The sequence below is a fragment of the Chryseobacterium ureilyticum genome (assembly GCF_900156735.1).
Classification (GTDB): domain Bacteria; phylum Bacteroidota; class Bacteroidia; order Flavobacteriales; family Weeksellaceae; genus Chryseobacterium; species Chryseobacterium ureilyticum.
This window is the reverse complement of the sequence record NZ_FTOL01000001.1, coordinates 1056782-1081128: the sequence shown is the minus strand read 5'-3', so window position 1 is coordinate 1081128 and position 24347 is coordinate 1056782. Positions and strand designations below refer to the sequence as shown.

The window sequence follows — 24347 nt, the reverse complement described above, 5'->3', positions numbered from 1 at the left end:
TTGGATTTGGTAGTGGTAAAAATAAAAAAAGAATCTGCTTTCGCAAATTCTTTTGTATATTTAGATTGATCTATTTTATTCTAATTCTCTCTTCAGGAATTTTCCTGTCAAACTCTTTTTAGATTTCACAATTTCTTCGGGGGTTCCCTGAGCTACAATCTGTCCACCATGTTTTCCTCCTTCCGGTCCTACGTCTATGATGTGGTCTGCAAGTTTAATTACATCCATATTATGTTCAATAATAATGAATGAATTTCCAAGCTCTACTAATTTATTAATTGCATCCATCAGAATTTTAACATCTTCAAAATGTAATCCGGTGGTAGGCTCATCCAGAATATATAAGGTATTCCCGGTTTGTCTTTTTGCCAGTTCTGTTGCCAGTTTGATACGTTGTGCTTCACCTCCTGAAAGAGTAGTTGACTGTTGCCCCAGTGTAATATATCCCAACCCTACGTCCTGTAATGTTTTTACTTTTGCAAAAATCTTAGGAATCGGCTGGAAAAACTCTACTGCTTCATCAATGGTCATATCCAATACATCGGAGATAGATTTTCCTTTGTAGCGAACCTCGAGTGTTTCTCTGTTGAAACGTTTTCCGTTACATGTTTCGCAATGAACGTATACATCTGGAAGGAAATTCATTTCAATAACTTTCAATCCTCCACCCTGACAGGTTTCACATCTTCCGCCTTTTACATTGAAAGAGAATCTTCCTGGTTTGTAACCTCGGATTTTACTTTCTGGTAATTCGGCAAAAAGGTTTCTGATATCTGTAAACATTCCGGTATATGTTGCAGGATTTGAACGCGGTGTTCTTCCGATCGGCGTCTGGTCCACGTCTACAATTTTATCAATATTATCAAGTCCTTCAATCTTTTTATATGGTAAAGGCTCCTGAACCGCTCTGTAAAAATGCTTATTAAGAATTGGATATAGTGTTCCGTTAATCAGTGAAGATTTTCCACTTCCTGAAATTCCGGTTACCACAACCAGTTTTCCTAATGGAACATCAAGCGTTACGTTTTTAAGGTTATTTCCTGTAGCTCCCTTTAACAGAATATTTTTACCGCTTCCTGTTCTTCTTTCTGCCGGAACTTCAATTTTTCTTTTCCCGTTGATATATTGTGCGGTAATGGTATCTGCTTTTAAAAGATCTTTTGGTTTTCCCTGCCAAAGAATTTCTCCACCGAATTTTCCTGCTCTTGGACCAATATCCAGAACCTCATCGGCTTCCAGAATCATATCTTTATCATGCTCTACCACCAAAACAGAGTTACCAATATCTCTAAGGTTTTTCAGAGAATGGATCAGTCTTTCATTATCTCTTTGGTGAAGTCCGATACTTGGCTCATCCAAGATGTACAATACATTCACAAGCTGAGACCCGATCTGTGTGGCAAGACGAATTCTTTGAGATTCTCCTCCTGAAAGGGTTTTCGAACTTCTGCTCAAGCTTAAATAATCTAAACCTACATCCAGTAAGAACTGAAGTCTTGTTTCGATTTCCTTTAAAATCTCGTGAGCAATTATTTTATTTTTTTCAGAAAATTTATCTTTAACGTCAGCTAACCATTCTTTTAAGTCTGATAAACTTAAACCATTCACCTCAGCAATATTTTTACCATCAATTTTAAAGCTTAAGCTTGAGGGCTGAAGACGTGTTCCATGACATTCCGGACAGGTTTCTTCAGTTGTAAAGTGTCTTTCCAGTAAAACGGCTTCATAGGATTCTTTTTCATCAATCATTTCTTCCATGAACGCAATTAAACCATCGAAACTGATCTTTATCTTCTTGGTAATTCCTGCATATTTCAGATCTTTATTAAACTCTTTATGACATCCGTTGTAAATATAGTCCAAAGCCTCTTCAGGAATATCCTGTAACGGAGTTGTCATTCCCAATCCGAAGATTTCAAGGATGTTTTTGATCTGTGCAAGAATCCATTTATTAGACTTAATGTCTTCCAGCGGTAACAATCCGCCCTGATTGATTGATAGCTTAGGGTTATCTACAAAATAATCTGTATTGATCTTTTTAATCGTTCCCAAACCTTTACAGTCCGGACAGCTTCCTTTTGGAGAGTTGAATGAAAATGTATTTGGTTCCGGTAATGCCAATGAATGTCCTGTTTCGGCATCCATTAGGTTTTTGGAGAAATATTCAATATCTGTACTTCCCAGCTTCTGGATTCCGATAATCCCTTCTCCCATGTCCATCGCTGTACGTAGAGATTTTTCCATTCTGCCTTCTGAAGCGCTTTCTCCGATGATCCAACGGTCTATTACGATGTCAATATCATGGGTTTTATAACGGTCAAGCTTTAAATCATATTCAATATCCTGCAATTCACCATCAATTCTTGCCTGTCCATACCCTTTTTTCGCCATCTGTACGAAAAGCTCGTGGTAATGTCCTTTTCTGGAACGTACAACAGGAGCCAATAACATGATCTTCTCTCCTTTGTAGTTTTCTTTAATGGCATCCAGAATCTGATCTTCTGTATAACTTACCAACTTCTGCCCTGTAGACAAAGAGTAAGCATCTGAAACTCTTGCATACAGAAGACGTAAAAAATCATAGAGTTCTGTAACAGTTCCTACTGTGGAACGAGGGTTTTTATTGGTTGTTTTCTGCTCAATGGCAATAACTGGTGAAAGTCCTTCAATTTTATCTACATCAGGACGCTCCAGCCCGCCCAAAAACTGACGTGCATAAGCAGAGAATGTTTCTATATAACGACGCTGACCTTCCGCAAAAATTGTATCAAAGGCAAGTGACGATTTTCCGCTTCCTGAAAGCCCGGTAATTACTACCAGCTCATTGCGTGGAATTTTAACATTAATATTCTTCAGGTTGTGTTCACGTGCTCCGTAAACTTCTATATATTCTGTTGATTTGCTCATAATTTGGAGTGACTTTGCCTGAAAATCACAACGTGCAAAATTACGGAATTTTATGGAATTTTTTTTATTATCTGGAGCATAAATTTGTTTATAAATTCTTTTATATACGTTTATATTTCTTTTCGATTTGGAAGATGATTAAGAAGATTATACTGTGAAATGATGGAATAAGTTTTGGCTAAAGCCTATGGATGTGTGCCTATAAAAAACGGGCTGAAGACCGTTTCTGTTGAATTATTTTATTATGATTATTACTTACAGATTAATCATAAGATATTTGTGAAAAAAAAATGTCGTATTTCTACGACATTTAATATTATAATTTAAATTTTTACATATCCTGAAACTCAACGTCTTCGTTAGTTACTTTCACAAGGTATTCTATTCCATCTATCGCTTTGGCAATAATCTGATTTCTAAGAATATTTGCCATATTTTCCCAATATGCTCTTCCATAGAAAGAATAATTCTGCGGAACAATTTCTACCTCAACTGTTCTTACAAAACCTTCTTTAGGTTTGTTGCTGATCATGGTTCCTCTTCTTACTCTTACTTCCCTTAATTCATCTTTCAGAATCATTCGGCAATAGTTTTTTACGTCTTCAAGGGAAATAATCTTATCTCTTGTAGTCAATGCATATTTATAAGCCTGAATGCTGTCTGTTCCTTTTTGTTCTTCAGCACCACCCAATGTTTCGGAAAGCAATACTACGGTCTGAGATTTCAATTGATTGGAAAGCTCTGTTCCCGGACGCATATGGTTGGCAAAAGTACAGTGAGTAACCCAGAATGAAGCATAAGTGTGGTCTGTTTTTTCCACAGGTTCCATGATCACATAGTTCAGTTCCTGTCTGATATTTCTTTTGGCATTATTTACTTTCTGCACCATGGATTTCATCTTGTCAGACATTTCACTCAGAACGCCTTTCACGTTATCTCTGTTCAGAAGTGAAAATGCAGCAATTTCATCCCTGGTAAGCTCGAGAACGTTTGCGATCATATCTACGGCATTTCTGCTGGTGAAGCGCTCCATTCCTCCTTTTCTTACGGTGTATAATCCTTTTTTAAGATCATCAGCAGGAGTAAAAGGGATCTCGGTATATTTTCTTCCGTCTCCATCCTGAACCTCATCTACATATAGGAAGTGCTCTCCTTCATCTGTTACCAAAGGAATATTATTTCCCATTATATCAAGGCTGTATTCTGTTTTTTTCCAACCTCTGTTGTAGATTGGGAAGGCATTCAATACAAATGAGAAATTGTCAAGAATTTCTGCAGAGAATTGTGGTGGGAATTCAAAAGTAAGCCATAGATAACGCTTATTATCAATATATTTTGTTACTTCTTCTTTTGAAGCAAGGAATTCAAGATTCTGCGGAAGCTGTCCAGGCTCTGAGAAAAGGCTATTGGAAATTCCGGTAATCTCAATGAACTTATGACGATAAATGCTCTTTATATCTTCAATTACTTTATTTCGAATGGATTGTTCTTTAAACATTTGTTCGTATCCATCCACTTGATTTTCTGTAAGATAACTTAATCCCTCTCTTACAAATAAAGGATTCCCATTACTTGACACTGTAATATAAGGCAATAGCTTATACACAAAATCCAGATGCTCAAATGCTGGGTTGGAGCAAAATATACTTAAATATTTAGGGAAATTTTCGCTTACATATTTGCTTACATCAACTCCTACGGTAATTTTTCTATAATCTTCGGGTTTCCCCTGAAATCTTGCAATAGGAATTTTATTGAAACGGTCATCAATACTGTAACAGGTATTCCCTACAAACATAATAGAAGTATGTACTTTATTGATTCTTACATTTCCTACAGGCGTGAATGGGATATTCAATTGCTTATCAGACTCCGATTTTATAGTAGAAGTCATCTGCTTACGGAAGAAAAATTCTGTATGTTCCAACAAGACCTCAGAAGATTCATAAGGTTGTGTAAAAGCAACGGAGTGTGCCGGAATAGGATGTGTGTAAATAGATGGGGTTAACAGTTTTGCCAGTTTTTCTAAAATTCGGGCGTTGACTGTCTGTATTTCGTTATTTGCTTTGAAAACTTCTGTACTGAATGCGTCTATCAATAGTTTTACAAACGGATCTAAAGACTGTGGGCTTTTCAGTCCCCAAACTTTAGTTGCATTCTGAAGCATTCTTGCTTTTACTGATTCTTTAGAATAAATATTCTGATCTAAATTCATAATTTTTTTTCGCTGTTAGAAATATTAATCAATAGACATCGGGCTTAGGAACAGTTCCGTTGAAAAACTGAAACGTTCTCCTGTTTCATCCATCTTGGCATTGATGGCAATTCTTACTTTCTTTTTGATTTCGGTGTGTTCTTTAGTATCGTAGCTGTGTTCTACAAATTGTATATTGGCATCTATCTGCGGCTGTACAATCCTCGGTTCATACTCGTGGATCTGCCTTCTAAGGCTTTTGATAAAAACGCTTTCCCAAATGGCACTTGTCACCCCATTATCAAATTCAAGGTTCCAAACATCATTTCCATAGTTTTCATCGTATCTGTTTTCTCCTTTTTTGGTGGTGATCAGCAGCATAATATTATGGGCTATACTTTCTCCCATATCGCAGGTATCGATACTGCCTCCTTCTGTCATTAGTGTAGACGGTACAAAGGGCATTCTGTAATTTGGTGTATCCATAACTTATTGTTTTTACTTCATGGTTCCGTTTCCTTAAAAACGAAATACCAAAATACACATTTTCACTAAATAATTGCCATAATAAATTAAAATATTATTCAAAAAGAAGGACCTTCAAACTGAATTGAAAGCCCTTAATCTATTATCTATATTATATTCATTCTTTTACTTAGTTAGCTATTTGCCTTTTTCCTATTAATAAAATAATACACTGGAAGCCCAAGAAGAACTAATAGAAACCCTGGCCATGTATATTGTTGCTTATATATTAAAAGGAGAATACAAAAACAAGTTCCTATCACCAAATAAATGATTGGAGTAACCGGATATAACCATGTTTTATAAGGTCTTTCCAATGCCGGTTGCTTTATTCTCAAATAAATTACCCCAAAAACAGTAATCATATAAAACAGAACGATCACAAAGGAAATCATATCCAGTAAGTTTCCGTACTGCCCGCTCAAACATAATAGAGAAGCCCAAACACCCTGCATCCATAATGCGTTTTCTGGAACTTCATTCTTGTTATTCTTCACCGCCGACTGAAAGAACATTCCATCTTTTGCCATAGTCTGGAAAACCCTGGCACCGGCTAAGATCAATCCATTATCACATCCAAAAGTAGAAATCATAACCAACAAGGCAATAATAATAGTTCCTGCACTTCCAAAAATATTTTGTGATGCTGCTACTGCTACTCTGTCATTAGCTGCAAATGCAATCGAATCCCTGTCCAATGCATTTAAGTAGACAAAATTTACCGCGATATAAAGAATCATTACAGCTGAAGTACCATAGATCATTGATTTTACTACATTTTTCTTAGGGTTTTCTATTTCCCCCGATACAAATGTTACACTTTCCCATGCCACAGAACTGAAAACAGACCCAACCATAGCAGCAGCAATACCTCCCAATAAAGTCATCCCACCAATCGGCTCCCAACCTTCTTTTAAGAAATTACCACTTATATCTTTTTTAAGATTGCTAAAAGCATCTGTCCCCCAACTGAAATTTTCAGCCAAATGAGAAAAATCAACCAATATAAAACCTAATGCAATAAGCCCTATTAATGCTATGATCTTTGATCCTGTAAATATATTCTGAAGAATTTTACCACTTTGTACTCCTCGTGTATTGATATAGGTAAGCAAAAGTATTACAGCAATTGCTAAAATTTGTATCCATGTAATTTTAAACTCACCGCTTTGAAAGATAGGTGCAGCATCATTAAGAGAAGGAATAAGATACGCCGTAAATTTACCAAAGGCCATTGCTACAGCAGCAATTGTTCCTGTTTGTATCACTGTAAACAAGCCCCAACCGTACAAAAATCCCATTCTTTTTCCAAAAATCTCTTTCAGATAAGTATATTGTCCACCAGCTTTCGGAAACAATGCAGACAGTTCACCGTAACTTATTGCCGCAGCTACCGTCATTATACCTGTTATGATCCATACAACGATCATCCAGAATCCGGAGCCCATATTCCGCATCATGTCGGCACTTACAATAAAGATTCCGCTTCCGATCATAGACCCCATTACAAGCATAATGGCATCCCATAGTTTCAGTTTTTTTTGCATAGTCAAGTATAGGCGTCAAATATAAACAAATCTCTCATTCATTTTGAATTTTATTAAAATTTTACTGATCATCCTATTTTTTATCAATATTTATCAGTTTATGATTCGATTTTAATTAGTATTTTTGAGGAAAATATTAACAATGAAATTCAAAGCGATATTATTTGCGGCGGCTGTAAGTGCTTCTACTTTTGCTTTTGCACAGGCAACATCTCAAAAAAAAGTTGGTCCCCCAGCAGGAAGCGCTCTTGTAGGTGATGCTTACGGAGCAGGAGTTGCTTCCAACACTGAATCTAAAGCAATTTCTGTAGAAAAATTAGGAAAAAAACTTAAAAAAGAAAATAAAAAGCTGGAAAATGTAGCAATCAAAGGGAAAGTAACTGATGTTTGTGAGAAAAAAGGTTGCTGGTTAACCATCCAGACTGAAGATAATTCGCAGTTTTTCGTAAAAATGAAGGATTATGCTTTCTTCGTTCCAACTGCTTTAAAAGGTAAAAATGTAGTACTGGAAGGAAATGCAGAAAGAAAAGTAATTTCTGTTGATGAGCAAAAACATTATGCAGAAGATGCTAAGAAACCTCAGTCTGAAATTGATGCTATTACACAACCTAAAGAAGAAATTAGATTCCTGGCAAGCGGAATTAAAGTGGTGAACTAAAATTTCATACACTTATCTTTTGTTGATTTTACTAATTATGTAGATTCTTTATCTAAAAAGAGATGTACATTTTGTCATTCTGAAAGAATCTAAACATACTATTATCATAAAACCTCCGGAGCTTTTCCAGAGGTTTATTTTTATAGGTTTTAGCTAAAGTCATTGAATGAAATTTTAATGAAACGAACAAGCTAAAGCTTATTCTCATTAAAGGTAAATGTCGAGGATTTTACAGATTACGCAGATTCTTTATCTTAAAATAAACATGTACTCTGAATAATCTGAATAGTGAGATTTTCTATTGTCTCTTTACATATTATATATGTATTCCAATAACAAGTTCGGCAATCCTTTGGATTGCCGAACTTGTTAATCTTCTATTTTAAAATCCACTACTGCATCCAGCTTTGGATATTTATTAGTTGAAATAAATTTCTTTCCTGTACAATCTATTTCCAACCAGCCTTTTCTCTTCTTCACATCTCCGGCTTCCATTACAAAAGGAACAAAGGAAATATCATCCTGCCCTTCCTCTTTCAATTCTCTGTACTGAACAGCAATGTCTAAAATACACTCATGATCTGTATTCAATCTCACGTTCCTATATATAATATCATAATGTGTTTCCAGATTTTCTGGAATTTCAAGATAAGTTTCCCAACCTGTAGTATCAGAATTAAGTTCACTGATTGCCTTTAATGCATAATATAAAGCAATAGTATAATATTTTCGGGTACCTTTTCTTGTATAGTCATCTACAAAATGACCTCCTTCAAATAATATGGTTGGCATTCCTGCTTTTATAAAGTTATCTCCAGTCGAAGTTGGATAGAATTCATCAGAATATCTACCAATCTGATTAGGAATCATTTCCTTTAAATGACTATAAACACTACCAATTACTGCCATACATTTTTTCCTGTTCTCTGTTACTGTACGTTCTACATTTTCAGAAGGAGCCAGAAAAGAAAGAGTTGCTGGGTGAATACCGTCAGTCGTAAAAATAGTTCTTTGCTCATGAAGGTTTAATGCATAATCATACTTCTTGGAAGCAGCTGCTTTTTTTAGAAATTTAATCTCTGTACTAGCCTCATTATGAAAATCACGGTTAAGATCAATATCTGCAGCATTCAGTCTCGTCCATCTTTCAGAACCGTCAGGATTTAGCATAAAGATAAAGTCTAATCTGATCTTACTGAATAAATCTTCTTTCATTTCAGGAGCTTTATCTAGACTAGTCAAAAGATCTAACATAGCATGAGTAGCGTTGGATTCATTACCATGCATTTGCGACCAAGCCAGTACCTGAATATTTCCGGTTCCGATGCTTAACTGATAAATAGGTTTATCTAAAAATGATTTTCCGATCACCTGAATATAATCGCTGAGATTTGCCTGTAGGTACGAAAATAATTTTTCAGGGGAAATATAGCGATTTGGGAAATCAGAGCTTGGAGAATAAATATGTTCAAAGTTCATTGTTCGAAATATAGTTTACAAGAATCAAAATTAACCATTTTAAGGCATAAAAACTAAATTAACATATGTAAACAAGTGTGAAAATTCATTTTTATGCGCTTTTGATGATTTATAAATGTAATTTACAAAAGTTATTATCGGGTGATTTAGTATTCTATTACACTATAACATATGTAACATTGTTAAACAAGCTATACAGACACTTTGTCTGTTGATAAAATTGTGGATTGCGAATAATTCAATTGCAAATATTTAAATAACACAAATTCAATTAGTTATAAAATTCATCTAAATACTTTTTCTAACTATACTTGAAGTGTATTATCCTCTGTTTTAAGCCCAATAGGCATAATTATTTTAAACAAATAAAATGTGTAAAAGTAGTTTATTAATGTGACTATACAAATGTAAATACTTGAAAATACTAATATCAAAGTTTATTTTTACTTCAAGTTTGGATTTATGAAGACAAAAAGATTTAATTAAAAATGAATTTACCTTAGAACAATTGTAAAAAAGAGATTTAACAGGTTGTTTACATAAGTAATTTACATTTGTTTTGCTATGTAAAGTATTGATTTCCTTAAATAAACAAAAATTTTTATAAATTTTAGGCTTCTTGGTTCCTGTTATCTTTAGATTAATATTGTAAAGGAGTTTATCTGGTAAGAATGATGTTTAATCGGTGATTATATATCCAAAATTTAGATATTAAACTCCATTTATTGGTCAAATATTAAAGTAATTTGGCAGAGCTTTATTTTTAAATTTATAGATTACAATATTAAAGTACAAATGTAAATATTATATAAACCACTGTATTATAGTATATTATTATTAGTTTACAATTGTACATTTGTATTAGTTTATTTTATTTACATCTGTAATTTGCTTTTGTAAATTATATCATTTACATTTGTAACATAATTAAAGACTTATTTTTATGAGTTTAAACGAAAGAATTTCAAAAGTTATAGAGTATTCCAATCTTACTCCATCTGAGTTTGCAGATGAGATCGATGTACAACGTTCTTCGATTTCACATATTATGTCCGGAAGAAATAAGCCATCTCTGGAATTTATCATAAAAATAAAATCACGTTTCCCGGATCTTCTTTGGGATTGGTTGGTTACCGGAGAAGGTGAAATGCTGAAATCTGAATTGCCTGTTCCTGAAATTTCTGAAGAGCAAACTGAAGGAGATACGGTAAGAACAACTCCTCTCCCCGATCTTTTCACCATGATGAACAATGACGATGAATTTGGAGCTGTTGAGACGGAAATAGAGCTTCCCCAAACAAGTGCTGGAGAATCCTTTATACCATCCTCCAATAAAGCTGCAGAAAAAATATCCGATTCTCAGCGATTAGAAATTTCTCCCGAAGAAATAATAAGTCAAGCTATTGGAAATCAAACTAATAAGATAAAACGTATTGTATTGTTCTATGAAAATGGAAAATTCGAAAGTTTTGAGCCATAAAAAACCTGACTAAAGAAAATAGTCAGGCTAAAAAATATTTGAAGAAGAAAACTAAAGCTATTTGCTTTATTGTTTTTTAAATTTAAATATGAATTTCGTTGATACATTTTAACCTCCTTAAAGATCATTAATAATGGTATCCGAAAAATTTATATAAATATGATCAGTAGTTATTTCTAATAGTTATATCAAATATAAAAAATTTAAATAAAATCAACAATAAATATTTAATTATTTTAACAAATAATTAATACTAAAGTTAAATACATTAATTATTAAGAATTTAAATAAAAAATAATATTCTCCAAATCACTTAATTATCTTAAATAAAAAGACCCGCAAATTTTGCGGGTCTTTTTTATATGTTTAAAAGCTTATCTGCTGCTTTTTCTTCTTTCAAGTTCCTTTTTGATCAGTCCTAGCTCTCTTCCCGTCTGTCCGGCTACAGAGGTATTTTCCTGGGCTCTTCTCGTAAGATATGGTACAACATCTTTAACAGGTCCATATGGAAGGTATTTAGCCACATTATAGCCTTTATTGGATAAATAGAAGGTAATATTATCACTCATCCCGTAAAGCTGCCCAAAATAAACGTGAGGATTTCCGCTTTCCAATGATTTGGATTTCATTTTATCCATGATCAATTCGGAAGAGATTTCATTGTGAGTTCCAAAGAATGCTGATACTTTATCCAGATGATTCATTACAAAATCAATTCCTGCATTGTAATTCTTATCTGAAGCTTCTTTATTTGGCTGAATCGGATCTGCATATCCTTTTTCTGCTGCTCTCGCTCTTTCTTTTTCCATATAAGCTCCACGTACGATCTTATATCCGATAAAATAATTTTTCTCTCTTGCTCTTTGAAGATGTGCTTCCATATATTCCAGCCTTCCGGTTCTGTACATTTGGATTGTATTCCAAACAATCGGCTTTTCCTGGTTATATTTTTCCATCATTTCTTCACAAAGCTGATCTGCTGAATCCTGCATCCAAGTCTCTTCAGCATCTACCATCACTTTTTTATCATTTTCATGACAAAGAGCACATACCTCATCAAATCTTCTCACCACTCTCTCCCATTCTTCTTTCTGACTTGTAGTAAGCTCTGCTCCTTTTCCAACTGCTTCATAAAGATCAATTCTTCCGAATGCCGTAGGCTTAAATACAATAAAAGGAATTGCCGGATTTCCTACTGAGAATCTTACAATATCTTTAATTTCCTTACAAACTGCATCAAAAGTTTCTTCGTCTTCTTTTCCTTCAATAGAATAATCGAAAATACTTCCAACTCCTCTTTTGAAAAGCTGCTTTACAACCTTCATACTTTCTTCACGAGTTTCACCACCGCAGAACTGTTCAAACAAAGTGTTTTTTACAATTCCGGTTACGAATGGAAAGTTGTTGTGTACTGTAAAATTAAGAACGGATGTTCCAAGGCTAGTAAGTGCAGGTTGTTCAATCATTTTAAACATCCAGTAAGCCTTTCTCAATTGTGCATCAGACTTATCTGCAAATGCAACTTTAGTATCATTAAAAATGGGCATTCCTATTTATTAAATTTAATTACGCAAAGGTAATAATAACCTTAGTTTATTTAAAGATTTTTTTTATAATTTATGTTCAATTCCGTTTAAAAGCATCGCTATTATTCCAACGAAAACCCAAAAACGTAATATGTTCAATGTGAGGAAGCTACTTCGCCTGCTGGAATTTAAAAAAAGATAGATACAAAGAATCATGATAAATAAACCGCCCGCGAAATAATAAGCCATAAATCCTGTAACCCCTGTTTTAGTAATAATTTTCATAGAAACTGCCATGGTTACCAAAAGCAACGATATAAGAATGATTTTTGTATTTCTACTTTTAAAATAATTTGGAATGGTAGTATAGCCGAATGCTTTATCTACACTTCTTGTAAGCATATCTTTTACAATATCAATGCATAAAAGAATAAGAAAAAGAAAGACAGCCATCAAAAAAACCTTCTTGGAAAAGGTTTCGTAATACACCATCATCCCGAAAAACGGATATAAGGTAAGGCTTACAAATGTAAGATTATTCAATATTAATATCCTGCTTAATTTGTGACTGTACAACCACATAAAAAACTGATATACCACAAAAAAAATAAAGACATTGTGAGAAATCAGCCAAGCGACACTCAAAGAAATAGCACTCAGCCCAAGGTAAGCATATAAAAAATACTTCTGCTTAATGAAGCTTTGAATTCTGGTTCTGAATGGTTTTACCACATGATCTTTTTCGAGATCGTAGAACTGATTGATAATTCCACCAGCTAAAATGGTAAGAACGGTACAGAAAATAATACCGTGTACTTTAAAATCAAAGACGAAATTTCTAAAAGATTCTTCCTGATTAAACAGAAAAAAAGTAGAAACGTAAAGGGCAAATGTTAAAAGAGCAGCAACAAAAAACCGTGCTCCAAGTAAAAAGCCCACGAATTGAGAAAATCTGTAAAGTAAAGATTTTGAAATATAATTTTTAGATTGGAAAGTTTCTTTTTCAGAATTCATTCCAATCTATTTAAAATCTGTAAATCACTTCTTTTTGGAAGCCATCAAGCATTTTTTCTGCTTTTTCGTAGTCTTGGGTAAAGCCTAAAATATAACCTCCGCCTCCGCTTCCGCAAAGTTTCAGGTAATATGCATTAGAATCCAAACCTTTTTTCCAGATATTAAAAATACTTTCAGGAATCATGGGACGGAAATGTTCGTATGCCCAGTGAGAAAGTTTTTTAAGATTTCTGAAGAAAGGATTCATATCTTTTTTCAGGAAAGATTCTATACATGCGTTGTTGTAACGAATAAATTCTTCTTTCAAAGTTTTACGGAAACCTTCTGTCTTCATTTTTTCAAAAAAGATCTGAATCATAGGACCTGTTTCGCCTGTCATTCCGGAATCGATCAGGAAAATAGCTCCTTTTCCTTCTTCTCCGTCAGGAATAGAAACTCTGTCAAGATTTTCTTTATTTTCGATAAGAATCGGAAGATTCATGTAGCAGATCAATGGATCCATACCGGAACTTTTTCCATGGAAATAACTTTCCATTTCACCAAAAACAGCCTTTAATTTTTTAAGATTTTCTTTGGAAATATTTTCAGGATTCAGTTTACTGATTGAATATTTTTCAAAAATAGCAGCTACTAAAGCGCCTGAACTTCCTACTCCATATCCTTGAGGAATATTAGAATCGAAGAAAAGTCCGTTTGAAATATCATTCTTGAAGCTTTCAATATCTAATGTAAAGTCATCAGAAAGATCAAGCGTTGTAAGAAAGTCTGAATATTTCTGCAGATGCCTGTTGGAATTAAGTTCAAATTCAGAACTCAAATCTGAAAACTTTAAAGTTCCTTTATAGAAGCTGTAAGGTACTACAAGCCCCTGGGAATCTTCAATCATTCCATATTCTCCAAACAGGATTATTTTTGCATAAAATAAAGGGTTGGTCATATTGACAATAAATCTTTTTGCAAAGTTAAAAATTATTCCGTTCAATATAAGCAAAACCTGGACCGAATTATCAATTTTTTGGTTTTACTTCTCTCAATTACTATATAAAAATACAAAAAAAAATGCCGGATTAAAAAAAATCCATGTTAAATTATCATTAGCTTTATTTTGGAGCAGAAATTAATATTAAGTTAAAAAATAAAAAAAGACGTTAAAAATAACGTCTTTTAATCTTTATAATGTTTCTCTGTCTTTTCTCATTTTGACATTCAGGAATCGGATTAAAACCAAGCCTGCGCCAAAGAATAATGTCATGGACAAAGCCGCAATACGCATATTATTAAAATGCTCAATCAATGTTGCAAAGATAAATGTACCGATGATGATTGCAATTTTCTCTAATACATCGTAGAAGCTGAAATAAGTGGTGTTTTCCATTGAGTTTTCCGGAAGTAATTTTGAGTAAGTAGATCTCGACATTGCCTGAAGACCTCCCATTACCAATCCTACCACTGCCGCAACTCCATAGAACTGATATTCTACTGTAGGGTTTTCTTTGTTTAAGAAGTAAGCCCAGATACATGCCACAATCCATAAGAAAATAGCTATTGAAATAACATTTCTGTTTCCGATTCTTTTTGACAATCTCGAGAAGATTACTGCTCCGATGATTGCTTCAATCTGGATTACCAAAAGAGTTCCGATCAGTTTATCCTGAGCTAAATTAATCTCACTTTTTCCAAATAAAGTCGCCATAAGGAAGATCGTCTGCATTCCCACACTGTAAAAGAAGAAACTCGACAGGAAGAATTTCAGATTCCTATCTTTGAATAGCTCTCCTCCTACTTTGAAAAGCTCATGAAAACTTTCTTTAGCAATGTCTTTGTAAAAGCTCATATTGTCTTTTAACACTTCAAAGAAACCTCCCTGCTCTTCATGCTTTTTAAAGATGTTCTTGTAATTTAATAATACCAGATCTTTAGGAAGTTTATCTTTAACATCTCCAAACTGAGGAAGGTGTTTGAAAGTATATTGTGAAAAACCGAACCACCATGCTCCTGTTAAGAGGAAGCTGATTCTTGTAAATAATAATTGTTGCGCTGCTCCTTTTGCAAAAACCTGGATAAGGATCAGACAAATAACGACCAATACTACTGATCCCAGATATCCATAAACATATCCTCTTGCAGAAAGGGCATCCTGTCTATCCGGTGTTGCAATATCCGGCAGAAACGAATTGTAGAATACTAAACTTCCCCAGAATCCGACACTTGCCGTAATACTGAATAAAAGCCCGAGAAATACATTATGCATTCCCGTAAACATTGCTAATCCCATACAAGATGTAGCTCCCAGATAACAGAAAAACTGTAAAAAGGATTTTTTATTCCCGATTGTATCCGCCAAAGAGGATAAAAATGGTGAGAGTAATACTACGATAAAGAATGATATGGTTAATGAATATCCATATACTGCATCCGGTTGGTATTCGTTTCCGAAAATTTTGATCGCATGCCTTACCGGGACATCAATCCATTTTTTTGTTTCCGTCACATATTCTTTTTTCTCATACGCTGTGGTAAGGATAGAGTAATAAATGGGGAAAATGGTAGAAGTAATAACCAGGGAATAAACGGAATTCGCCCAGTCATATACAGCCCAAGCTTTCATAATCTTTGGATTATTCTTTATGTTGTTGGGTTGTCGATTCTCAGTTTCAGACATTTCAAATAAATATTAGTAGCACAAAAATAGAAAAACCATTAAGAAATGGATAAGTTTTTAAAAAAATTATCCATTTCTTAATGGTAATATATTCTGAAACAGAATATTAGATATTTTCAATCACGATTGCAGAAGCTCCACCACCACCGTTGCAGATAGCTGCGGCACCGTATTTTGCATTATTTTGCTTCAATACGTTGATCAAAGTAACGATGATTCTTGAACCGGAACTTCCCAGTGGATGTCCTAGTGCTACAGCTCCTCCGTTTACGTTTACTTTAGAAGCATCCAATCCTAAGATTTTATTGTTAGCTAATCCTACAACTGAGAAAGCTTCATTAAATTCGAAGAAATCGATATCTGAAATTTCTAACCCTGCTTTTTTAAGTGCGATAGGTAATGCTTTCGACGGAGCTGTTGTAAAGTTTTCAGGTTCGTGCGCTGCATCAGCGTAAGAAACTATTTTTGCTAATGGCTTTAATCCTAATTCTTCCATCTTCTCTTTGGAAACAAGAATTAATGCAGATGCACCATCATTCAGTGTAGATGCATTGGCAGCTGTTACTGTTCCTTCTTCTTTTTTGAAAACAGTAGGAAGTGTTCTAATTCTGTCAAAGTTTACCGCTTTGTACTCTTCATCTTCAGCAAAGACAACAGGGTCACCTTTTCTTTGAGGAATAGAAACCGGAACGATCTCTTCATTGAATTTTCCTTCGCTCCAAGCTTTTGCTGATCTTTCATAAGATTGTATAGCAAAGTTATCCTGATCTTCTCTTGTAATATTATAATCAGTTGCACATTTTTCTGCACATACTCCCATGTGTACTTTGTTGTAAACGTCAGTAAGTCCGTCAAGCAACATTCCATCCTGCATTTTGATGTCACCAAGTTTTGTTGCAACTCTTGCATTGTAATAATGAGGAACTAAAGACATATTCTCCATACCTCCTGCAACGATAACTTCCGCATCACCAGCTTTAATTGCCTGAGCAGCCATTGAAACAGCCTTCATTCCTGAAGCACAAACTTTATTTACTGTAGTTGAAGGGGTGTTGATAGAAAGACCTGCACCTAAAGCTACCTGACGAGCCGGCGCCTGTCCTTCTCCTGCCTGTAGCACATTCCCCATATAAATTTCCTGAACGTTTGCAGGATCTAAGCCAATTTTATCTAATGCTCCTTTTACAGCAGTAGCTCCTAATTTAGTAGCCGGAACTGTTGATAAACTTCCCATAAAACTCCCAATAGGTGTTCTTACTGCGGAAACAATGAATACTTCTTTCATGTATATAATTTTTATTTTTTTGTTAAATGAAACCTTAGCTTCATTTTTATAATTAAATTTATTTTACTTTTATATAGACCACATCAAACTGAGAATCATCAATTTTCATATTAATTTTCAAAAGATTATCCTGAGTTGCTATGATTTTATTATTGAAAACATCTCCAATCTGAGCAGGCTCATTTTTATCTGTTTTTTCCATAACGATTGATTTGTAACTGCATTCATCTACAAAAACCAAAGTAGATTTTATATAATCTTTTCCATTATTGAGATACTCTGTCTGAACATTATCTTTAATGGTCATATACCATATAGATTCCGGGTAGTTTGCTCTTAGAAATTTACCTTCTTTTATATTTGAGCATTTAACGGGGTTATCTGGTTTTTTCTGAGCAGATTCCTGAGCTTTAATCTGAGAAACTGCCAATAGTAAAATTCCTGTTGAAAGTACTTTAAAAAGCTTCATATCTAAATTTGTGTACGTTGATTTACTTTTTTATTATTCCTTGTTAAAACCATCATAAAAGCACCTAAAAACTCGACAATCCAGCCCCATTTTAATTTAACTACTCCTGCAAAAGTTTCTCTCCAGGATTTGAAAGGTAGAAAGCTGAAGTATTCTAAAGACTGCATTTTAACGGCAATCAGCGTGAATGCGAATAGAAGAATAAGCAGAATTCCAAAAAATCTCACAATTTTCGTGCTGTTATTTACAATTCCAAAGACTGCACACGCTGCAAGAATCCAGCATGCTATAGCCAAATAGTGGTCTAGCTTCCAATAATTCCAGTTGCCAATAATAGGAACATGTACCAAAGGCAGAAAGCTCCCTACAACCACTAATAACAATCCTAATAACTGAATATTTTTCATATTTACTAAAGTGCCAAAATACAAAAAAAAACACATTTTCAAATCATCTGTTTTCAAACATGTAATTCACTTCCCTAACAATCATTAGCCACATTAAAACACAACAAGCATTAAATATTTAACAATAATATTAATAATATATTAACAAGTTTTAAATTCTAAAAATAATCATTAAGATAATTTAAAAACATTTTTTATGCTTATTAACAGCTAATGTTCAATTATGAACTGGTATAAAACAAAAAAATTGCACCTTCTTATCGAAAGTGCAATTGTATATTATTTATTTTACTGAATTAATGTTTCACAGATGAAACATCTTCAGGTTTATGCTTGTGCTTAAACAAAACGGCAAAGAATATTGCTAAAACTAGCGAGTAGATAGCAAATGACAGCCAAATCTGGTGCCAGTCTTTAACCATTACAACGGAAGAAAGTGTTCCGTCTGAGTTTATAACTGCATTAAAACTGTTTTTTAAAATTTCTAAGAAAGTAGGATTCTCTGGTGTTGTTTCCAGATAGGTTGATAATTCCGTTACTGTATTAAATTTATGTGTAAAGAATTTATCAATAGCCCATCCTGCAATATAACTACCAAAAACAGCTCCAAAACCATTGGTCATCATCATAAATAAACCTTGCGCAGATGAGCGAATCTTTTTATCTGTTGTGGTCTCTACGAAAAGAGATCCTGAAATATTAAAGAAGTCGAAAGCCATTCCATACACCACACATGAAAGAATGATGAGAGATAATCCAAATCCATCCGGAACTCCATAAGCAAAGAACCCAAATCTAAGCACCCATGCCAACATAGACATCAACATTACTTTTTTAATCCCGAATTTCTTAAGGAAGAAAGGAATTGCCAAGATAAATAATGTTTCTGATACCTGAGATATTGACATAATAATCGTAGATCTCTGTACTACAAATGAGTCTGCATATTTTGGAAAGTGAGCAAATTCACTTAAAAATACGTCTCCATATGCGTTTGTCAACTGTAATGCTGCTCCTAAAAGCATTGAGAAAAGGAAAAACAACGCCATTTTATAGTTTCCAAAAAGCTTAAAGGCATTTAATCCCAACTGTTCAGATAAAGGAGCGTCTTTATCAATTAATTTTTGTGGTGGACATTTCGGTAATGTAAGGGCGTAAATTCCTAAAAAGATAGCTACTGCTCCCCCAATGTAAAACTGTCCTTCCGTAGCTTTATTCCCACTAAGGTTTGTGATCCACATTGCCACAATAAACCCAATAGTACCCCATACACGGATTGGTGGAAAGTCTTTTACTACATCCAGTCCGTTATTTTTTAGAATGGTATAGGAAATTGAATTGGTAAGGGCAATAGTCGGCATATAAAAACACATTGCGACAAGCATTACCGTGAAAAATGAGTTAGGATCTGCAGAATGCGGCAATACGAAAAGCATAGCCCCATACAGGATGTGTAATACTGAGAAAATTCGTTCAGCATTTATCCAACGGTCAGCAATAATCCCTGTAATGGTAGGCATGAAAATGGAAGCGATTCCCATTGTTCCGAAAACAGCTCCAAACTGAGTTCCGTCCCAATGTTTTGTGCCAAACCAAAAGTTCGCCATCGTAATCAGCCATGCTCCCCAAACAAAAAATTGGAGAAAACTGAGGATGGTCAGTCGTAATTTTAAATTCATAGTTTATATAAAAAGTATCTCTTTAGTCAATTTTCTTCTTCCTCCTCTTGATTTCTTCCTGAATCTCAAGGGCAGTATCATAATCTTCTTCTTTAACGGCATCATCCAATAGCTTCTGAAGTTCATCCATAGACAGAGATTTCAAGCTATCTTCTGTTTGTACTGTTTCTGAAAATGTTTGTTCTTCTTTCGAAACATCTTCTAATTCTAATAAGATTCCAGCTTCATTCAGAACCTGCTGTGTGGTAAAAATAGGTGCATCGAATCTCACAGCCATAGCTACGGCATCGGAAGTTCTTGCATCAAGAATCATTTCTTCTTCGGTAACTTTATTTTTAAAGTTGATATTTGAAAAGAAAACGCCATCTACAATCTGATAAATGATTACAGAAACCAGTTCATAATTGGCAGAAACTATAAATTTTGTGAAGAGGTCATGAGTAAGAGGACGCGGTGGATGGATATCTTTTTCTAGTCCAAGAGAGATCGACTGAGCTTCGAAATTTCCTATAACAACAGGTAATTTTATATGTGTTTCTTCATGCTCCAGTAACAATGCGTAAGCCCCAGATTGAGTCTGGCTGTACGATATTCCGCGAATAATTAGCTGTTTATAATCCATAGCTACAAATATAGATTAATTTTTTGTTGTGTTTTCACTTTTTTACACAAAAATAAAAGCCCGGAAAGCCGAGCTTTTATTGTATTATTATGATTATCAATGGGCCAATCATTAATTTTACTTTGCAAGTGAATAATTAAAATCAACAGGCAAAGAAAGTTAACTATACTCCATTGAATTTTATCCTTTAATTGCTTTAATTTTCTCTGTTAATGCAGGAATAATCTGGAAAGCATCTCCTACTACTCCGTAATCTGCAGACTTGAAGAATGGTGCTTCAGCGTCATTGTTGATTACTACGATAGTTTTTGAAGAGTTTACCCCAGCTAAGTGCTGAATAGCTCCTGAGATCCCTACAGCAATGTAAAGATTTGGTGCAATAGCCTTACCTGTTTGTCCTACGTGCTCAGTGTGAGGTCTCCATCCGATATCAGAAACCGGCTTAGAACAAGCTGTAGCAGCTCCTAAAACATTTGCAAGCTCTTCAATCATTCCCCAGTTTTCAGGACCTTTCATACCTCTACCTGCAGAAACTACAACTTCCGCTTCTTTAAGGTCTAATTTACCTGAACTTTGTTCGTGAGAAATCACTTTAGTATCTTCATTAGCTACGGATAAGTTTTTCACTTCTTCTGAACCTGATACTGTATTTTCTTTAACACCGAAAGCATTTTGAGAAACAGTAACAATTACTCCGTTTCCTTCAGCTTTTGCGTGCATGAATCCTTTTCCAGAGAATGCTCTTCTCTTTACCTGGAAAGGAGAAAGACTTTCTGGAGCCTCTAAAGCGTTAGTAATTAAAGAATAGTTCTTCATTACTGCAAGCATTGGAGCGATAGATGAAGCGTCTGTTGTATGAGGGAAAACGATGATATTTCCATCCACCACTTCATTTACAGCCTGAGCAAAAGCTTTAGCTGAGAAGTTTTTAAGACCTTCGTCCTTGATATTGATAACGTTTGATGCTCCATATTTGTATAATAAATCTGAAGAATCAGTAGGGTTTACAGAGATTGCTGTAACTGTTTCTCCAGCTTTATCAGCAATAGCTTTTGCGTAAGAAACGGCTTCGAAAGCTGCTTTTTTGTAAACTCCGTTTATATTTTCTGCGTATACGAATACTGCCATTGTTTTAAATTTAAAAATTAAAAGATTGAAAATTTAAAGATTAGATTACTTTAGCTTCTTCGTGAAGTAATCTTACCAATTCATCTAAATTATCCGGAGAAACCATTTTCACTGCTGCTCTTGGCGGAACACTGTCATAAGATACTCCCTGAACTTTTACTTCAGAAGAAGTAGGCTCTACTACTTGTAAAGGTTTTGTTCTTGCAGACATAATTCCTCTCATGTTTGGAATGATAAGGTCTTTTTCATCTACTAATCCTTTCTGTCCTGCGATAATTGCAGGTAATTTAACAGAAATAGTTTCTTTTCCTCCTTCGATTTCTCTTACTGCAGTTGCTTCGCTACCGTTTACATCTAATCCTACAGATGCGTTTACGAAAGGTTGATTTAATAACTGAGCTACCATTCCTGGTACAGAACCACCGTTATAATCGATTGATTCTTTTCCACAAAGGATAAGATCATATCCTCCGTTTTGAGCTACTGCAGCAATTTCTTTTGCTGTAGAATAACTGTCTTTTGGATCAAGGTTTACTCTTACTGCATCGTTAGCACCGATCGCTAAAGCTTTTCTGATTACAGGTTCTGTAGCAGCATCTCCTACGTTGATTACTGTTACAGTTGCTCCCTGAGATTCCTGAAGTTTAACCGCTTTTGTTAACGCAAATTCGTCAAGAGGATTGATTACCCACTGAATTCCATTTTTGTCGAAAGCAGATTTGTCTGCTGTAAAGTTAATTTTGGAAGTAGTATCCGGAACACTACTAATACAAACTAATATTTTCATGTGTACTATTTTATTTTTTCTCTTTTACGCATAAAATCATGACAGTTTATGCAGAGATTTTGTTTGAATTAATTTTTGCTAATATAAATAAAAAATATATTATGCATGCATAATACTTACTAAATTATTATTCAATACATTAGAAGTATTTACTTTGCTGGTTTTGTTGCTCTAAACTCAATTTTACTAGGCAGAACCCTTGAATTCATCTTCAAAATATCCAATATCAGATTTCCCATATCTTCCGGCTGAATCTTCCAATTGTCTTTTTCTGATGGAATATTTCCGTTAAAATGTGTGGCAACTGATCCCGGCATAATCACTGTAGATTTGATATTATATTTTCTTAAATCGATCATAGCAGCTTGTGTAAAACCTACCACTCCGAACTTTGATGCATTGTAGCCTGTTCCGTTTTCAAAGAAGTTCGCTCCTGCAAGACTTGAAATGGTAATATAATAGCCTTCCGTTTTCTTTAATTCTTCTACTGAAGCTTTTAATGTGTAAAAAGCGCCGGTAAGGTTAGTTTCTATCATATCATTCCATTCTTCCGCCGTAAGTTCATCTACAGGCTTAAATATTCCCAATCCGGCATTAGCAATTACATAATCAAGTCTTCCGAATTTTTCTACTGCATACTTTATAGCTTCCTGCTCACTTTCCAAACTTCTTACATCTGATACAATTCCTAGGACATTTCCTGAATATTGTTTAAGATCTTCCTCCGCCTTCATAACATCTTCTCTTTTTCTCCCTGAAAATGCTACTGAAATACCGTTTTCTAGCAAAATCTTAGCAATCCCAAAGCCTATTCCTTTCGTTCCCCCTGTTATATATGCTGTTTTATTATTTACCATAATCTTCAAAATTTATTTCTCTAAAATAACAAAAACGCTCCAATTGGAGCGCTTTACTGATGCTAAGATTTATCAGTTATTATTTTTTTATGAACTTCTCAGTTGTTTTACCTGCTTTAGTTTCAATATTGATAATATAACTTCCTGGATTCAGATTTCTCACGTTAATTTTGTTTCCATCTAGGCTAGTACTTACTTTTCTTCCACTCATGTCGAAAATTTCAACAGAATTAATTTTTTCAGCAGAATTAATATTTAAATAATCAGTAGTTGGGTTAGGAGATATTGTCATTTGTTTCACATTACTGAATATTTCATGAGTTCCTAATGTAGCATCTTGCCCTTCAATACTAAACGCAAGACCATTAAAAGCTGGTTCTGCTGTAAGATCTGATATTTTACTCCAATTTGTAGCCCCAGCGCCAAAAGCATCCATAGGATCTACAAGTTTAGCAGGAGCGCCATTAATTGTACCTGAAAACCAATTAAATCCATTATCACCGTTATTTGCTCCATAATTAGTCTGATTTGTTTTTGCTGCGAACACTAACCAATAATTTGTATTAGCGGATAAAACAACAGGGGTGCTTAGCGCTGCTGTTACATCAATTTCAAAAGTATATCCCGTCAGTGTTTTCACTAAAGAATACCCAGGAGCTCCTTTAGCGACATTTATTGCTGCAATTGGAGTTCCTGCACCATTAGGAATTCCCGCCGGGGATCCAGCAGCATCTGCATAAATATAAAGCATTGCTCCTGTAGCAATAGTAGTCTCTAAGTTTCCCGCATTTTGAAAACCTAATACTTTTACTTTTGTAACTCTGTTCTGATTTGTAAATCTAAAATCATCTGCGGATGCAACAAAGTTTCCATTTGCTAAGGCATCGGCAACGATTCCATTATCACTTGTAACTGTTTGATTAAAAATTGTTGTTTGTGCATTTAAAGAGCATAATCCTAAAAACGCACCCAATAGTAAAGTTTTCTTCATGATATTTTTTTTAGTTCATGTAAAACTAGCAATTTAAATACAAATAAAAAAGTAATTTGATTAAAAAAATTAACCATAATTAATATTAATCATTAAAAAATAAACAATATTAACATTTGAAATAAAATAA

20 protein-coding genes are annotated in these 24347 nt (G+C 34.3%); 2 read left to right on the top strand and 18 right to left on the bottom strand.

The annotated features are described in order from the left end of the window. Nucleotides 1-75: 75 nt before the first annotated feature. The 4 genes from uvrA to BW983_RS04620 all read right to left on the bottom strand — a co-directional run bounded on the left by uvrA (nucleotide 76) and on the right by BW983_RS04620 (nucleotide 7173). Nucleotides 76-2907, bottom strand: coding sequence for an excinuclease ABC subunit UvrA (gene uvrA / locus BW983_RS04635; RefSeq protein ID WP_076550264.1), 2832 nt, complete (start codon nucleotides 2905-2907; stop codon nucleotides 76-78). A gap of 331 nt (nucleotides 2908-3238) precedes the next feature. Then, complete coding sequence (locus tag BW983_RS04630) at nucleotides 3239-5122, bottom strand: type VI secretion system baseplate subunit TssF (protein WP_076550263.1); 1884 nt, start codon at nucleotides 5120-5122, stop codon at nucleotides 3239-3241. A 24-nt stretch (nucleotides 5123-5146) separates the two neighbouring features. Beyond that, on the bottom strand, nucleotides 5147-5587 hold the full coding sequence (locus BW983_RS04625; RefSeq protein WP_076550261.1) for a GPW/gp25 family protein: 441 nt from the start codon (nucleotides 5585-5587) through the stop codon (nucleotides 5147-5149). A 173-nt stretch (nucleotides 5588-5760) separates the two neighbouring features. After that, entirely contained in the window at nucleotides 5761-7173 is a 1413-nt protein-coding gene (locus BW983_RS04620; protein WP_076550259.1) for an APC family permease, read from the bottom strand. A gap of 142 nt (nucleotides 7174-7315) precedes the next feature. Here BW983_RS04620 and BW983_RS04615 point away from each other — a divergent pair, with 142 nt between their 5' ends. Beyond that, on the top strand, nucleotides 7316-7831 hold the full coding sequence (locus BW983_RS04615; protein ID WP_076550258.1) for a DUF4920 domain-containing protein: 516 nt from the start codon (nucleotides 7316-7318) through the stop codon (nucleotides 7829-7831). Nucleotides 7832-8200: 369 nt separating this feature from the next. Here the strand turns inward: BW983_RS04615 and BW983_RS04610 are convergent, their stop codons facing one another. Then, entirely contained in the window at nucleotides 8201-9310 is a 1110-nt protein-coding gene (locus BW983_RS04610; protein ID WP_076550256.1) for a M14 family zinc carboxypeptidase, read from the bottom strand. A 943-nt stretch (nucleotides 9311-10253) separates the two neighbouring features. On the opposite strand from BW983_RS04610, the gene BW983_RS04605 reads away from it, so the two are divergent. Beyond that, nucleotides 10254-10790, top strand: coding sequence for a helix-turn-helix domain-containing protein (locus BW983_RS04605; protein ID WP_076550254.1), 537 nt, complete (start codon nucleotides 10254-10256; stop codon nucleotides 10788-10790). Between the two features lie 374 nt (nucleotides 10791-11164). Here the strand turns inward: BW983_RS04605 and BW983_RS04600 are convergent, their stop codons facing one another. The 13 genes from BW983_RS04600 to BW983_RS04535 all read right to left on the bottom strand — a co-directional run bounded on the left by BW983_RS04600 (nucleotide 11165) and on the right by BW983_RS04535 (nucleotide 24217). Next, nucleotides 11165-12337, bottom strand: a complete 1173-nt coding sequence (locus BW983_RS04600; RefSeq protein ID WP_076550253.1) for a proline dehydrogenase family protein — start codon at nucleotides 12335-12337, stop codon at nucleotides 11165-11167. A 63-nt stretch (nucleotides 12338-12400) separates the two neighbouring features. Beyond that, a complete protein-coding gene (locus BW983_RS04595; protein ID WP_076550251.1) occupies nucleotides 12401-13330 on the bottom strand; it encodes a UbiA family prenyltransferase in 930 nt (309 codons plus the stop codon). A 10-nt stretch (nucleotides 13331-13340) separates the two neighbouring features. Further along, the gene (locus BW983_RS04590; protein ID WP_076550249.1) at nucleotides 13341-14267 is read right to left on the bottom strand and encodes a mevalonate kinase family protein; all 927 of its coding nucleotides are present in this window, start codon (nucleotides 14265-14267) and stop codon (nucleotides 13341-13343) included. Between the two features lie 234 nt (nucleotides 14268-14501). After that, complete coding sequence (locus tag BW983_RS04580; RefSeq protein WP_076550246.1) at nucleotides 14502-15992, bottom strand: MFS transporter; 1491 nt, start codon at nucleotides 15990-15992, stop codon at nucleotides 14502-14504. Between the two features lie 106 nt (nucleotides 15993-16098). Beyond that, nucleotides 16099-17277 (bottom strand): acetyl-CoA C-acyltransferase, encoded by a 1179-nt coding sequence (locus BW983_RS04575; protein ID WP_076550245.1) that lies wholly within the window; start codon nucleotides 17275-17277, stop codon nucleotides 16099-16101. 58 nt (nucleotides 17278-17335) lie between these two features. Next, nucleotides 17336-17746 carry a lipocalin/fatty acid-binding family protein gene (locus tag BW983_RS04570; protein ID WP_076550243.1) on the bottom strand — a complete coding sequence of 137 codons (411 nt, stop codon included), beginning with the start codon at nucleotides 17744-17746 and terminating at the stop codon, nucleotides 17336-17338. A 2-nt stretch (nucleotides 17747-17748) separates the two neighbouring features. Further along, nucleotides 17749-18153: a hypothetical protein gene (locus BW983_RS04565; RefSeq protein WP_076550241.1), complete on the bottom strand. Its 405-nt coding sequence runs from the start codon at nucleotides 18151-18153 to the stop codon at nucleotides 17749-17751. A 296-nt stretch (nucleotides 18154-18449) separates the two neighbouring features. Beyond that, nucleotides 18450-19832 (bottom strand): nucleoside permease, encoded by a 1383-nt coding sequence (locus BW983_RS04560; protein ID WP_076550240.1) that lies wholly within the window; start codon nucleotides 19830-19832, stop codon nucleotides 18450-18452. Between the two features lie 22 nt (nucleotides 19833-19854). Beyond that, complete coding sequence (locus BW983_RS04555; RefSeq protein ID WP_076550238.1) at nucleotides 19855-20454, bottom strand: bifunctional nuclease family protein; 600 nt, start codon at nucleotides 20452-20454, stop codon at nucleotides 19855-19857. 180 nt (nucleotides 20455-20634) lie between these two features. Next, nucleotides 20635-21582: an electron transfer flavoprotein subunit alpha/FixB family protein gene (locus BW983_RS04550; RefSeq protein WP_076550237.1), complete on the bottom strand. Its 948-nt coding sequence runs from the start codon at nucleotides 21580-21582 to the stop codon at nucleotides 20635-20637. Between the two features lie 40 nt (nucleotides 21583-21622). Then, a complete protein-coding gene (locus tag BW983_RS04545) occupies nucleotides 21623-22369 on the bottom strand; it encodes an electron transfer flavoprotein subunit beta/FixA family protein (protein ID WP_065398045.1) in 747 nt (248 codons plus the stop codon). 149 nt (nucleotides 22370-22518) lie between these two features. Continuing rightward, a complete protein-coding gene (locus tag BW983_RS04540; protein ID WP_084184303.1) occupies nucleotides 22519-23226 on the bottom strand; it encodes an SDR family oxidoreductase in 708 nt (235 codons plus the stop codon). A gap of 79 nt (nucleotides 23227-23305) precedes the next feature. Beyond that, on the bottom strand, nucleotides 23306-24217 hold the full coding sequence (locus BW983_RS04535) for a T9SS type A sorting domain-containing protein (RefSeq protein WP_076550233.1): 912 nt from the start codon (nucleotides 24215-24217) through the stop codon (nucleotides 23306-23308). Nucleotides 24218-24347 lie beyond the last annotated feature (130 nt).

Bases quoted from the DNA above. Each gene is read 5' to 3' on its own strand.
- BW983_RS04545 (WP_065398045.1), bottom strand. From the start codon at position 22,369: ATGAAAATATTAGTTTGTATTAGTAGTGTTCCGGATACTACTTCCAAA.
- BW983_RS04570 (WP_076550243.1), bottom strand. From the start codon at position 17,746: ATGAAGCTTTTTAAAGTACTTTCAACAGGAATTTTACTATTGGCAGTT.
- BW983_RS04625 (WP_076550261.1), bottom strand. From the start codon at position 5,587: ATGGATACACCAAATTACAGAATGCCCTTTGTACCGTCTACACTAATG.
- uvrA (WP_076550264.1), bottom strand. From the start codon at position 2,907: ATGAGCAAATCAACAGAATATATAGAAGTTTACGGAGCACGTGAACAC.
- BW983_RS04565 (WP_076550241.1), bottom strand. From the start codon at position 18,153: ATGAAAAATATTCAGTTATTAGGATTGTTATTAGTGGTTGTAGGGAGC.
- BW983_RS04550 (WP_076550237.1), bottom strand. From the start codon at position 21,582: ATGGCAGTATTCGTATACGCAGAAAATATAAACGGAGTTTACAAAAAA.
- BW983_RS04595 (WP_076550251.1), bottom strand. From the start codon at position 13,330: ATGAATTCTGAAAAAGAAACTTTCCAATCTAAAAATTATATTTCAAAA.
- BW983_RS04535 (WP_076550233.1), bottom strand. From the start codon at position 24,217: ATGAAGAAAACTTTACTATTGGGTGCGTTTTTAGGATTATGCTCTTTA.
- BW983_RS04580 (WP_076550246.1), bottom strand. From the start codon at position 15,992: ATGTCTGAAACTGAGAATCGACAACCCAACAACATAAAGAATAATCCA.
- BW983_RS04560 (WP_076550240.1), bottom strand. From the start codon at position 19,832: ATGAATTTAAAATTACGACTGACCATCCTCAGTTTTCTCCAATTTTTT.
- BW983_RS04630 (WP_076550263.1), bottom strand. From the start codon at position 5,122: ATGAATTTAGATCAGAATATTTATTCTAAAGAATCAGTAAAAGCAAGA.
- BW983_RS04590 (WP_076550249.1), bottom strand. From the start codon at position 14,267: ATGACCAACCCTTTATTTTATGCAAAAATAATCCTGTTTGGAGAATAT.
- BW983_RS04575 (WP_076550245.1), bottom strand. From the start codon at position 17,277: ATGAAAGAAGTATTCATTGTTTCCGCAGTAAGAACACCTATTGGGAGT.
- BW983_RS04540 (WP_084184303.1), bottom strand. From the start codon at position 23,226: ATGGTAAATAATAAAACAGCATATATAACAGGGGGAACGAAAGGAATA.
- BW983_RS04600 (WP_076550253.1), bottom strand. From the start codon at position 12,337: ATGCCCATTTTTAATGATACTAAAGTTGCATTTGCAGATAAGTCTGAT.
- BW983_RS04555 (WP_076550238.1), bottom strand. From the start codon at position 20,454: ATGGATTATAAACAGCTAATTATTCGCGGAATATCGTACAGCCAGACT.
- BW983_RS04605 (WP_076550254.1), top strand. From the start codon at position 10,254: ATGAGTTTAAACGAAAGAATTTCAAAAGTTATAGAGTATTCCAATCTT.
- BW983_RS04620 (WP_076550259.1), bottom strand. From the start codon at position 7,173: ATGCAAAAAAAACTGAAACTATGGGATGCCATTATGCTTGTAATGGGG.
- BW983_RS04610 (WP_076550256.1), bottom strand. From the start codon at position 9,310: ATGAACTTTGAACATATTTATTCTCCAAGCTCTGATTTCCCAAATCGC.
- BW983_RS04615 (WP_076550258.1), top strand. From the start codon at position 7,316: ATGAAATTCAAAGCGATATTATTTGCGGCGGCTGTAAGTGCTTCTACT.